General features: G+C 68.9%; 9 protein-coding genes. 6 read left to right on the forward strand and 3 right to left on the reverse strand.

All coding sequences use genetic code 11. From position 1 onward, the window contains the following. Window positions 1-320 (forward strand): aldehyde dehydrogenase family protein (locus B5X90_RS20530; RefSeq protein WP_143264624.1); only part of this gene is annotated, 320 nt, incomplete at its 5' end. Window positions 321-329: 9 nt separating this feature from the next. Here the strand turns inward: B5X90_RS20530 and B5X90_RS20535 are convergent. Genes B5X90_RS20535 through B5X90_RS20545 form a run of 3 tightly spaced genes read right to left on the reverse strand, consistent with a single transcriptional unit; the run spans window position 330 to window position 5,585 of the window. Continuing rightward, window positions 330-2,876, reverse strand: coding sequence for a transglutaminase TgpA family protein (locus tag B5X90_RS20535; RefSeq protein ID WP_079555739.1), 2,547 nt, complete (start codon window positions 2,874-2,876; stop codon window positions 330-332). Continuing rightward, window positions 2,873-4,414, reverse strand: coding sequence for a DUF58 domain-containing protein (locus tag B5X90_RS20540; RefSeq protein ID WP_079555740.1), 1,542 nt, complete (start codon window positions 4,412-4,414; stop codon window positions 2,873-2,875). The genes B5X90_RS20535 and B5X90_RS20540 overlap by 4 nt, the downstream gene beginning before the upstream one ends. Before the next feature lie 13 nt (window positions 4,415-4,427). Then, on the reverse strand, window positions 4,428-5,585 hold the full coding sequence (locus tag B5X90_RS20545) for an AAA family ATPase (RefSeq protein ID WP_079555741.1): 1,158 nt from the start codon (window positions 5,583-5,585) through the stop codon (window positions 4,428-4,430). A gap of 177 nt (window positions 5,586-5,762) precedes the next feature. Between B5X90_RS20545 and B5X90_RS20550 the strand changes: the two genes are divergently transcribed. The 5 genes from B5X90_RS20550 (at window position 5,763) to B5X90_RS20570 (ending at window position 12,103) form a co-directional block, all read left to right on the forward strand. Next, window positions 5,763-6,650: a TatD family hydrolase gene (locus B5X90_RS20550; RefSeq protein ID WP_079555742.1), complete on the forward strand. Its 888-nt coding sequence runs from the start codon at window positions 5,763-5,765 to the stop codon at window positions 6,648-6,650. Between the two features lie 304 nt (window positions 6,651-6,954). Next, window positions 6,955-8,100, forward strand: coding sequence for a resuscitation-promoting factor (locus B5X90_RS20555; protein ID WP_079555743.1), 1,146 nt, complete (start codon window positions 6,955-6,957; stop codon window positions 8,098-8,100). A 157-nt stretch (window positions 8,101-8,257) separates the two neighbouring features. Beyond that, on the forward strand, window positions 8,258-9,157 hold the full coding sequence (rsmA, locus tag B5X90_RS20560; protein WP_079555744.1) for a 16S rRNA (adenine(1518)-N(6)/adenine(1519)-N(6))-dimethyltransferase RsmA: 900 nt from the start codon (window positions 8,258-8,260) through the stop codon (window positions 9,155-9,157). 81 nt (window positions 9,158-9,238) lie between these two features. Further along, the gene (locus B5X90_RS20565; RefSeq protein WP_079555745.1) at window positions 9,239-10,201 is read left to right on the forward strand and encodes a 4-(cytidine 5'-diphospho)-2-C-methyl-D-erythritol kinase; all 963 of its coding nucleotides are present in this window, start codon (window positions 9,239-9,241) and stop codon (window positions 10,199-10,201) included. A gap of 72 nt (window positions 10,202-10,273) precedes the next feature. Then, window positions 10,274-12,103, forward strand: a complete 1,830-nt coding sequence (locus B5X90_RS20570; protein ID WP_079555746.1) for an ABC-F family ATP-binding cassette domain-containing protein — start codon at window positions 10,274-10,276, stop codon at window positions 12,101-12,103. Window positions 12,104-12,794 lie beyond the last annotated feature (691 nt).

A 12,794-nucleotide genomic window follows, 5' to 3' on the forward strand; every position in this document is an offset into this window, starting at 1 on the left:
GGATCCTGTCCGAGGAAATCTTCGGACCCGTCGCCCCGATCATCACCTTCGACACCGAGGACGAGGCCGTCCGGCTCGCGAACAACACCGAGTACGGCCTGGTCGCGTACGTCTTCACCCGGGACCTGAACCGGGGCATCCGGATGGGCGAACGGCTCGAGACCGGCATGCTGGGCCTGAACGCCGGCGTGGTCTCCAACGCCGCCGCCCCGTTCGGCGGCGTCAAGCAGTCCGGCCTGGGCCGCGAAGGCGGCCTCGAGGGCATCGAGGAATACCTCTACACCCAGTACATCGGCATCGCCGACCCCTACGCAGGCTAGCCACACCAGCTACCCGCGGCGCACCCGGCGGACGGAGTTGCGGATCTTCCCCCAGGATCCCGCGAACCCCCGCCGGGTGCGTAGTGCTGTCCGGGAGTGATGTGCTGTCCGGGAGAGGAACCCGCGGGGCAGCCGGAGGGCCCGCCGCCAGCCGGCCGTGACCGACGGCGGCAGCCAGGCCGCGCGCAGCCGGACCAGGAAGCCGGCGTTGGCGCGCAGCGCTGCCTGCACCAGGGCGATCCTGGCCGCGGCGGAGTCGGCCGGATCCGCGGAGCCTGCGGTCCGCGCCGGACCGGCCGCGCCGCCCGGGCGGCCGTACTGCTCACGTTCGAAGTCCTCGGTCAGGGCGGCCGCGGCCCGCTGGCCGGGCCCGTCCGCCCTGCCGGGTTCGCCCAAAACCGTCGAGGCGCGCAACCGCTCGGAGAACTGCCGCGGCGTTTCGCTCGCTCCGGGCGTCATCCCGTAGTCCGTGGCCAGATCCCGCAGTTCCGCCCAGGCCGGCAACGCCGTCCCGGCCGTGCCGCCGGGATAGCCGCGGGCCGCCGTCCTCAGCCTGCGGCGCCGCACGCCGCTGCGCACCAGCCGCGGGGAGGCCACCAGCAGCGCCAGCAGCAGCACGGCGGCAACGCCGTACAGCGCCTGCGCCGCCTGCGCGCCGCTGGGCGCCGGGGTGCCGGCTCCGGGCAGCGGGACCGTGCCCGGAGTGGGGAACGGTGCCTGGGTGGAACCGCCACCGGGGGTCAGGGCGTCGTTGCGTTCGTTGGTGCTGGCACCGCTGGGTGCGGCGGCATCCGTGGCGTACGCCGGAACGACGCCGCGGGACGGTGTCGGTTCAAACGCGACCCAGCCGATGCCCTGGAAGTAGAGCTCCGGCCAAGCGTGGGCGTCCCGGGCATCGACCTCGAATTCCGGAAGCGGGCCCTGGCCCGAGACCGCTACCGTGGCCCCGGTCGGGCGCCCCGGTGCGTAGCCCACGGCGATCCTGCTCGGAATGCCCTCCAGCCTGGCCATCACGGCCATGGCGGAGGCGAAATGAATGCAGTAGCCGCTCTTCTGGGTCAGGAAGTCCGCCAGCACGGACAGGCCGTTGCCGTCGTAGCCGCCCTGCACGGGGGACTGCAGCGAGTAGCTGAATTCGGTGGAGCGCAGATACCTCTGGATGGCCATCGCCCGCGTATAGGGCGAGTTGGCGCCCGCCGTCACGGTTTTGGCCGTGCTGCGCACGACGTCCGGAACATTCGACGGTTCCTTGAGGAACAGCTCGGGGACACCGCGCACCGGCCCGGAAGCCCCCGCCAGCAGGGCTGCCGTGAGTTGCGGAGTGACGGACGAGACCACATATTGCTGGTCGCGGGAATTTGTGTCCACACCCTTGATGCTCAGCGTAGCGGGGTCCCAGCTCCAGCGCCCTGAGAGGCCGGAGACAGCTTCCGGCGCATACGGTGCGGGCAGGTACGGGCTCGTGTACTGGCCGGTGTTGACGGCCGTAATCACGCGGAGCTCGGCCGGGGCGGTCTCATGCCCGGCCTCGAGCCGGCCGGTTCCCTGCTGCCGGCTCGACTCCCGGTCATCGGGTGACCAGGAATCGCCGTCAAAGTTGTCCACCGTCACCGAACGCAGGTACGGCGTCGTCGGCGCGTTCGTGGCGAAGGTGATCCGCCCCTCGCCGGAGGGGCTGCGCAGGCTGTTGCCCAGGCTGATCATCGGATTGAGGCCGGTGGCGCCGCCGAATGGGTTCAGCCGGGAGCCCTGCGGGAACGTGCCCTGGTCGAAACCCGGGATGACCAGCTGCAGCACCAGCGTGAGGGTCAGCGCCGCGACGGCCGTGACCGTGCCGCGCCGGAGCTGCCCGGGGTTGCGGGCGGTGTCGGCCAGGGTGCGGGTATCCGGCGTGTACCAATGGCTGCAGCCGAGGATCAACAGGTACCCGACCACGGCGCCCACGAACCCCAGAACTCCCACGCTTTGCGGCTTGACCATGGCCGGCACCACGAGGATTGCCAGGATCCCGAGCCCGCTCGTGGCCGGCAGCGCCAGCGGAAACGCCAGGGCATCGATGAGGATCACAAGCAGCCCGAGGACCGCGCAGATCAGCATGACGATTCCGGCGTTGGGAGCCACGGGTGTGCTCTCGGCCAGGACCGTTTCGCTGGCCCGCCGGAGGAACTTTCCCAGGTAGTTCATGGTCTCCGGGGAGGGGATGAACCCGGCAATGCTGTGCTGCCGGAAGAAGATGAAGGTCACGGCCACGATCAGCGCCACCAGGCCGCCGGCGGTCACCAGCCAGGGCCGGCCACGCAGGGACCGGAGCACCGCGAGGGAGAACGCAACGGAGAGGACGGTACTGAACACCGGGGAGTACCAGGCCCAGCCACGCAGAACGCCGTTGAATCCGAGGGCCGCGCCCGCGACGGCTACCGCGACGGCGGTCGCCATCACCCAGGGCCTGGCGCCGGGTCCGTCCGGCCGGGACGCCGCACCGGGGGAGAGGACTGCCGGTTCTTCCGCGCCGGAGGGGGTGCCGGACCCGGGGCTGCGGTGCGGGGCGAGAGTCATGGCCGGCCCCCCACGCCGCGGCGGACGTCGGCCGCGGCGGACATCCCCGGGTCGGCGTGGTCGAAGGCTGCCCAGGCGTCAGGCAGCGAGCTCTGGGCGGATACCGCCAGGGCCCGCCAGCCGCCCAGCCGCAGCGCCTCCAGCACCTCGGGCATCTCCCCGGAGTCCTGTGCCCGGTCCGTGACCAGCAGCGCGAACGCGTTCGCGCCGAACCCGGCGGCCGGGGACAGCGCCCGGGCCTCGGCGGGGGTCAGGCTGCCCAGGACCGCCAGGACAGGTCCGCGCAGCCGGTGGGCGGAAAGTTTGTCCATCAGGGTGTCGTCGAAGGCCTGCGGCGCATTCCCGGTGCCCGCCGCGGCCCCGGAACGGAATCCACCCGGCGCGGAGGATCCGGTGCGGTTTCCCGCCGGGGCCTCCTGCGGGCGGGTCCGCGGGCGGGGAGCCGTGCGGTCACGGTGTGGGTGGTTGTGGTGGTGGGGGTGGTGCGGGCCGGAAAGCTCGATGGCAGCCAGGCTTTCGGCGATGGACTGCAGCCCGGCCGTTCCGGTGTATTCCTCGGCCTCCGGGTCGGGAGCGGACGGCGAATTCCGGAAGGCCGGCGCGCCCGCGCTGTCCAGGAACCGCAGCGAGTAGTTGCGTTCCGCGAGGTGCGCCCCGATCGACATCGCTGCCGTGACAGCCCACTCGAAGGCATCGGAGGTCAGCAGGTCGTGGCCGTCCCCCTCTCCGCCCCCCGGGTGGCCGCCGGAGGAGTGCGCACCGTGGCCGAACACCCCGTGGGGGAAGGCCGAGAGCCGCTGGTCCAGGATGATGGTCGCCTCGGGGGTCGTGACGGATTCCTCCTGCCGCACCATGAGGGACCCATGGCGGGCGGTCGCGGCCCAGTGCACCCGGCGCAGCGGATCCCCGTGCCGATATTCACGGGTCATGACGTCGTCGTCGCTGGGGTTGGCCCGGGCCCGGGTGGGTGTCACACCGTCGTGTCCGCGGGCACCGGCCAGCCCGGTCTCCGGCAGCTCGATGGCGGCGGGCGTCACGGTGAGGAGGTCGCCGTCGTCAATTGCGTGGCGGTGGAAGGAGAGCCCAAAGGGATCGCTGAATTCCGCCGTGACGGGCCCGATCAGGAACTGGCCGCGCCTGGCCGAACGGAGGTGGTACTCATAGCGGCTGGTGCCGCCGGCGGCCGCACGGGCCGGGAACCGGAAGACCGGTGATTCGCCGAACCGGGCCGGCAAGTGTTCCTCCATGACCGCGTGGCCTGTCCCCGCCCCGGTCCGCGCGACGGCCAGCCGCACCGTGGCACGGGCGGACGTTTCAACCGGCGACGGGCTGAATTCGCGGTAAACCCGGAACCTCGGCTTCAGGACCCGGGTTCCGGCCAGGGCCAGCACCGGCAGCACCAGCAGCAGGACGGCCAGGGCCAACAGGTCCCGGCGCCCCATGATCTGCGCGGCCAGCAGCGACACCGCACCCGCGCCGAGCAGGCCCCAGCCGCGGCTGCTGAAGAAATGCCCGGGGAACCGATCCCTCAATGCCACGGCGGAGTCACACCTAGCGCGGATTGGGCAGGTTTGGCGGGGGCGCGGCTGCCATGGCCGAGGCCTTCTTCCGGCCAGGGCGGCCGGTTCCGTTCGGTGACGCCGTCACGTCCGGGGTGACGGGAATCTTGGCGATAATGGCCCGGATGACGCTTTGCGGCGTCTCACCCGCGCTGGCCGCCTTGCGGTCGAGGATGATCCGGTGGGCGAGCACCGCTTCGGCGACGCTGACGACGTCGTCCGGCAGCACAAAGTCCCGGCCCTCCAGCGCGGCCGTGGCCTTCGCCGCACGCAGGAGCTGCAGCATGGAGCGCGGACTGGCGCCGAGCCGGAGAAGCCCGCTCTCGCGCGTGGCCCGGCCCAGGGCCACCGTGTACTCCTTAATTGACCGGGACACGTACACCTGCTGCACCGTGGCAATCATGGCGGCCACTTCGGCTGCGGTGACCACCGCCGTCACACGCGCCAGCGGAGAGGAGGCCTGGTGGGTTTCGAGCATCTCCATCTCGGACTCACGGTCCGGGTAGCCCATGGAAATCCGGGCCATGAAGCGGTCCCGCTGCGCTTCCGGCAGCGGATACGTGCCCTCCATCTCAATGGGATTCTGCGTCGCCACCACCATGAAGGGCTCATCCAGCCGGTAGGACGTGCCGTCCACCGTGACCTGGTGCTCTTCCATGCACTCCAGCAGGGCAGACTGAGTCTTGGCCGAGGCGCGGTTGATTTCGTCCCCGATGACGATATTGGCGAACACTGCGCCGTGCCGGAACTCAAAGCTCCGGGTCGCCTGGTTGTAGATGGACACGCCCGTGACGTCGGACGGGAGCAGGTCCGGGGTGAACTGGATCCGGCTGACGGAACAGTCGATGGTGCGGCCCAGCGTCTTCGCCAGGAGCGTCTTGCCGACCCCCGGGACGTCTTCGAGGAGCAGGTGGCCCTGGGCGAGGAGGACTGTGAGCGCCAGCTTGGCCGCTTCGGCCTTGCCGTCGATGACCGTATTGATCGCCGTCAGGATTCGGGTGCTGGCTGAGTGGAAAGCGTCAGCGTCCATGGCCGGCAGTTCATGCCGCGGGGGCCGCTGTCCGGCTGCGTTTGGGTCCAAGGAGGCGCGGCCCGGGACGCTCTGTCCCTGGGGGAGGGTGTCGTCTACGGAAGTGCGGTGGTAATCCATCGGCAGCCTTTCAGCCCTGGTGGGTCCCGGATCTGACCGCCCGCGGCGGCCGGGCCCCGCAGTGGCATTCACCTGTTTCCTAACGGGGAAATTACAGAGTATTAACAGACTACTAACACAACTGCCGGCCCTGACAGAGAGTTCCGGGGAAATCTGGCCTCCGGTTAGGGTGGATGAATGCTCAATCCCCTCACTCCCGTCCCCTTCCGGTCGCCTGGAAACGACGGTACCGGACGCAGCGGATATCCGCCCGCACCGGAACCGCTTCCCGTGCCGGTCATGGACAACCATACGCATTTGGACTTTCCCGACGCGGAGCTCGAGGTGGGCATCAAGGACGCCCTCGATGCCGCCGCCGCCGTGGGCGTGCAGGGCGCCGTGCAGGTGGGCTGCGACCTCGAATCCTCCCGGTTTACGGTCAACGCGGTGGACCTCGATGCCCGGCTCCTGGGCGCAGTGGCCCTGCACCCCAACGACGCACCCGGCTACGCCCGGCGCGGCGGCCTGGAGGAGGCCCTGGCCGAGATCGAGGCGCTCGCCGCCCATCCGAGGATCCGGGCGATCGGGGAGACCGGCCTGGACTTCTTCCGGACCGAGGGGGAAGGCCTGGCCCACCAGCGCTATTCGTTCCGCCGCCACATCGACATCGCCAAACGGCTCGGACTGACGTTGCAAATCCACGACCGCGACGCCCACGACGACGTCGTCCAGGTCCTGCGCGAAGAGGGGGCCCCGGAGCGGGTGGTCTTCCACTGTTTCTCCGGCGGCGAGGCGCTCGCCCGGACCTGCAACGCGGAGGGCTGGTACATGTCCTTTGCCGGAACTGTGACATTCAAGAACGCGACGGACCTGCGGGAGGCGCTGGCTATCGCTGAGCCGGGCCGGATCCTGGTCGAGACCGACGCCCCCTTCCTCACCCCGCACCCGCACCGCGGCCGGCCGAACGCGAGCTACATGGTTCCCTACACGGTGCGGGCCATGGCCGATGTGACTGGGTCGGAGCTATCCGGGCTGTGTGCGCAGATCGCCGCAAATACGGTGCGGGCGTACGGATCCTGGGACTGAACCGCCCCCATCCAGCCCCCCGGCATGGATACCGGGTATGCACAAATTCTTGGTTCCTTTATAACGCTTCGATTACAGTGGTCAACTATTAGCCGGGGTCGGGGAAGGCCTACGGATAATTTCACTCCAGCAGGGCGTGCATTGTGGCAAACAAACCACATGCGCGCTCTCGTTTTGGGTGAGGCAGTGCACGCATGTTCCGTGACGCTCCGGACGCTGTCCGGAGCCGCCGTTGGCGCGCTCGCGGGGGATGGCCACGTGCACTTTTCCCCGTGCCCGGAAGGTCCAAGAGATTCGGGCAATTGTGGTCAAGTTCTTCACATCGGACGGCAAGTTCAGCTTCGTCAAGGTTGGCACGCAGCTCGTAGTGCTGGTGGCACTGGTGCTGGGCCTCGTGGCCTTCGTCGGCAATAACAAGACGATCACACTCAACGTGGATGGCAAAGTCAGCTCCGTCCAGACTTTCGGCGGAACCGTCGGGGAAGTCGTCAAGAGTGCCAAGGTTGAACTGCAGCCATCTGACAGGGTGTCGCCTTCGGCGGACGCCCATGTGCAGGACGGGTCAGTCATCAACGTCAACCTCGCCAAGGCCGTCAAGGTCAGCCTGGACGGCGCCGAACGGACCATCTCCACCACCGCACCCACCGTCGAAGGGCTCGTGACCGAACTCGGCGTGGCCAGCGCCTCGCAGGTCTCGGTGCCCAAGGACGCCCAGCTCGCCGTCTCCGGCTCCTTCGTCTCCATCTCGACGCCTAAAAAGGTGAGCCTCGTTGCGGACGGCAAGGCGGCAGCGACCACCACGACGGCGGCCACAGTCGCCAAAGTGCTCGAGGACGCCGGGCTTTCGCTCGGGGCCAGCGACCGCGTCTCCCAACCCGGGAACGCCCCGGTGGTCAATGACATGGTGATCAAGGTCTCCCGCGTCGACGTCAGCAAGACGGCCAACACCACCGAGCCCGTCGCCTTCGAAACGCTCACCACCGAGAGTGCCGACATGTTCAAGGGTGAGAAGAAGGTCACCCAGGCCGGCGTCGCCGGCACCACCAGCAAGAACTTCAAGCTGGTTCTCGTGGATGGCCGCGAAGCCTCCCGGACCCTGGTGTCGGAGACCGTGAGCGTCCAGCCCGTCACCGAAAAGGTCACTGTCGGCACCAAGGAAAAGCCCAAGCCCGCCGCCAACACCGGCGCGGAGGCCCCCGCCATGATGAACCAGGGCATGTGGGACAAGATCGCCCAGTGCGAATCCGGCGGCAACTGGTCCATCAACACCGGCAACGGCTACTACGGCGGCCTGCAGTTCGACGTCGGCACCTGGCTCAGCTCAGGCGGCGGCGCCTACGCCCCGAACGCCGCTGCCGCCACCAAGGCCCAGCAGATCGCCGTCGCCAACCGGGTCTACGCCCAGCGCGGACTGCAGCCCTGGGGTTGCGGCTGGGCCGCCTCCAGCTAGCAGGCCAGGCCGGCGGCTGACCGCACGCCACTGACCGCCCGTCACTGAACGCCCGACTCCCGCGGCTGCCGACCACAGCCAGGGGAGAGCACAGGCCGGGTCCGGATTCCCTCCGGACCCGGCCTGTGGCGTACCGGCGCCGGGATAGGATACCTAGGTGACTGAACCGAGCCCCTCCGCCCCCGACAGCCTGCCCGGAGCGGCGCCCGCACCGCTGATGGGTGCCTCCGATATCCGCCGGCTGGCAGAGGAAATCAGCGTGCGGCCCACGAAGACCCTCGGGCAGAACTTCGTCATCGACGGCAACACCATCCGGCGGATCGTGAACGCCGCCGACATCCGGGCCGATGAGACGGTCCTGGAAGTCGGACCCGGACTCGGGTCCCTGACCCTTGGCCTGCTGGACGCCGCCCGCAGCGTGGTCGCCGTCGAAATCGATCCGGTCCTTGCCGGGCGCCTGCCGGCCACCGTCGCCGCATGGCGCCCGCACGCCGTCGGGAACTTCCACCTCGTCCTGGCCGACGCCATGCGGGTCACCGAACTTCCCGTCGAGCCGGCCGCGCTCGTGGCGAACCTTCCCTACAACGTGGCCGTTCCCGTGGTGCTGCACCTCCTGCAGCACTTCCCGAGCCTGCAGCACGGCCTGGTCATGGTCCAGGATGAAGTCGCCGACCGGCTCGCGGCCGGACCCGGTTCCAAGACCTACGGCGTCCCATCCGTCAAAGCCGCCTGGTACAGCAGCATGCGCAAGGCCGGCGTGATCGGCATGAACGTCTTCTGGCCAGCGCCCAAGATCCATTCCGGGCTCGTCGCCTTCACGCGCCGGGAGCCCCCCGTCACGACCGCCACCAGGGAGCAGGTCTTCGCCGTGATCGACGCCGCCTTCGCGCAGCGCCGCAAGACGCTCCGGGCCGCGCTGGCCGGCTGGGCCGGCAGTGCCGCCGAGGCCGAACGCTGCCTGCGGGCCGCCGGCGTCGACCCCACCGCACGCGGTGAAGTGATCGACATCGCGGCGTTCGCCAGAATCGCCGAAGCCCACGGACAACCGGACTCCTGAGCTCCGTGTGAGCTCCGCATGGGCGCCTCAGGGAGCTGTTGCGTGCTTGGAGCCCGGGCCGCGATGCCATAGCGTGGAGCCATGAACGCAGTGAGAGGGCGCTTTGCCGCGAGGACCGTCCGGGTGAAAGCTCCAGGCAAGGTTAACGTCTCACTGGATGTCGGACCGCTGCGGCCGGACGGCTATCACTCCGTAGCCAGCGTCTATCTGGCTGTCTCGCTCTATGAAGAAATTGCCGCCACCAGCACCGATACCGGCGAGATCACCGTCAGCATCAGCGATGCGAGCACCGTGGACCTCGACGGGGTGGACATTCCGCTCGATCACCGCAACCTGGCGTACAAGGCCGCGGCCATCATGGCCGACGTCTCGGAACACTCCACGGGTGTCCACCTGGAGATCACCAAACGGGTGCCCGTGGCGGGCGGCATGGGCGGCGGATCGGCCGACGCCGCCGCCACCTTGCTGGCCTGCGACGCGTTGTGGAACAGCGGACTGTCCCGCGATGAGCTGGCCCACCTGGCCGCCGAGCTCGGCGCCGATGTTCCCTTCGCCCTGCTGGGCGGCACCGCCGTCGGACTGGGCCTGGGGGATGACCTCTCGCCGGCCCTGGTCAAGGCCCAGACGGACTGGGTCCTGGTCAGCGCGGACTTCGGCCTGCCCACCCCTGAGGTCTACCGCACCCTGGACCGCCTGCGCGCGGCCGAGGGCCTGCCGGTGGACGAACCCGACGCCGTGGATCCGGGCGTGCTCACGGCTCTGCGCAGCGGCGATGCCGACGCCCTCAGCCGCGTCCTGGTCAACGACCTCCAGCGCGCCTCCATCGAACTGGCCCCGGGCCTGCGCGATACCTTGGGCCGCGGCGAGGCCTGCGGCGCGATCGCAGGCATCGTCTCCGGCTCCGGACCCACTGTCGCGTTCCTCGCGCACAGCCCCGCCGCGGCCGCCGGGCTCGCCGAAGAGCTGCGGCACCACAGCCTGGACGCCATGGCGGTGCACGGGCCGGTGCACGGGGCCCGCATCATCTCCGATACGCTCCTTTAGGAGCTTTTGACGCACCGCATCTGATGACGTCTCAGCTTCACTTCACCGATACACCTAAGAAAGCAGTTCCCAGTGGCACACCTGCTCGGCGGCGAGAACCTCACGGTCTCGTATGCAACCCGTACCGTCCTCGATGGCATTACCCTCGGCCTTGAAGAGGGCGACCGGATCGGCATGGTGGGCCGCAACGGTGACGGCAAGTCAACCCTGATGCGGTTGCTGGCCATGCGCTCCACCCCGGACTCCGGCCGGGTGACCAAGCGCAGCGAGGTCAACATCGGCTACCTGGACCAGAGCGACGTGCTCGACGGCGACCTCACCGTCGGCGCCGCGATCGTGGGGGACCAGGCCGACTACGAGTGGGCCCGCAATCCCCAGATCCGCGAAGTCATGGGCGGGCTGGTGTCCGACGTCGACTGGCACGCGAACGTCCATGCGCTCTCCGGCGGGCAGAAGCGGCGTGTGGCGCTGGCCAAGCTGCTGATCGAGGACCACGACGTCATCATGCTCGACGAGCCCACCAACCACCTCGACGTCGAAGGCGTCGCGTGGCTGTCCCGGCACCTGAAGACCCGCTGGCGGGCCAACCAGGGCGCCTTCCTCGTGGTCACCCACGACCGCTGGTTCCTCGACGAAGTCTGCACCAAGACCTGGGAAATCCACGACGGCATCATGGACCCGTTCGACGGCGGCTATGCCGCCTACGTCCTGGCCCGGGCAGAGCGCGACCGCTCCGCGTCCGTGATGGAAAGCAAGCGCCAGCAGCTCGTGAAGAAGGAACTCGCCTGGCTCCGGCGCGGTGCCCCGGCCCGCACCGCCAAGCCCAAGTTCCGGATCGAGGCAGCCAACGCCCTGATCGCGGACGTCCCCGAGCCGCGCGACTCGACGGCGCTGAGCAAGATGGCCACCGCCAGGCTGGGCAAGGACGTCCTGGACCTCGAGCACGTCTCCCTGGACTTCCTCGGCGGCGAGGCCGGGCAGAAGCTCTTCGACAACATCACGCTGCGCCTCGCCCCCGGGGAGCGGCTGGGCCTCGTGGGCGTCAACGGCGCCGGCAAGACCACCCTGCTCAAACTCCTCAACGGCGAGATCCAGCCCACCTCCGGGAAGGTCAAGCGCGGCAAGACGGTGGTCACCGCAGTCCTGACCCAGGAGGTCAAGGAACTCGACGACGTCTCGGACCTTCGCGTGATCGAAGTGATCGAGCGGGAAAAGCGCTCCTTCAACGTCGGCGGCAAGGAATTCACCGCCGGCCAGCTCGTGGAGCAGCTGGGCTTCACCAACGAAAAGCAGTGGACCCCGGTCAAGGACCTCTCCGGTGGCGAACGCCGGCGGCTGCAGCTCCTGCGCCTGCTCGTAGGGGAGCCGAACGTGCTGATGCTTGACGAGCCGACCAACGACCTCGACACCGACACCCTCGCCGCCGTCGAAGATGTGCTCGACGGCTGGCCGGGCACGCTCGTCGTTGTCAGCCACGACCGCTACCTGCTCGAGCGCGTCACGGACCACCAGATGGCGCTCCTTGGCGACGGCAAAATCCGCGCCCTGCCCCGCGGCGTGGACCAGTACCTCGAACTGCGGGAAGGGGCCCTGGCCGGCTCCACGATCACCGGCGGCGGCAACCCCGTCACCTCCTCCGGCGGGGGATCCGCTCCCGCCGCCAGCGGCCCTTCCGAGGCCGAAAAGCGCGACGCCCGCAAGGCCAAGAACCGGATCGACCGCCAGCTGGGCAAGCTCAAGCAGCAGGAAGACAAGATCCACGCCCAGATGACCGCCGGGGCCGGGGACGCCAGCAAGTTCGACCAGCTCGCCGGGCTGAACGCGAAACTCCAGGAACTGGCCGGGGAACGCGAAGCCCTTGAACTCGAATGGCTCGAGGCCCTGGAAGTGCTGGGGGAGTAGCGTCCCGCCCTCCCCGGGACATGCCCAGTCTGAGCACCCACCGCTGGACATGTCCCTCTCAGCCCTCAAAACCCTTGGGACATGTCCCTCGGCCCGGGTCAGCACTGGACATGTCCCTTGCAGCCCTGGAATCCTGCTGGGCATGTCCCTTGCCGCGGACTAACACTGGACATGTCCCTTGGAGGGCTGAAATCCCGCTGGACATGCCCCGCGGCCCGGGCCAGGGATGGACATATTGGCATTATGTCCCTTGCTGGGGACCAAGGTTGGGCATGTCCCGCGTAGGGACCGAGGTCTGTGCACACGCCCGGAAGGCATGCTTCGCGGAGTGCATCAAACCTGCGGCACATGTCCCGCCGCGCGGATGAACTGCTCCCCGGAAGTTGGACTGAGAAATTCAGTTCCGACTCCCGGGGAGCAGTTTTATGCATGTACGTAGTCCGTTATCCGAAGAGCAGCGCGAGGCCGCTGTAGCGTGGTTTGAGAAGGGCATCGCGGATAAAGCGGCGGCTCGGGTCCTGGGTGTGTCTCACTCGCCGGTGCAGCTTCTCTATCTGCGGTGGAGAATCCATGGTCGAGGAGCGCTGATGGCCAAGCCGACGAAACAGGTGTACTCGTTCGAATTCAAGCTCGCCTTGGTCGAACGGTTCATCGCGGGTGAGACTGCCCAGGATCTCGCGGCGGAGGCCGG

Source organism: Arthrobacter sp. 49Tsu3.1M3 (assembly GCF_900168135.1).
Lineage (GTDB): Bacteria > Actinomycetota > Actinomycetes > Actinomycetales > Micrococcaceae > Arthrobacter.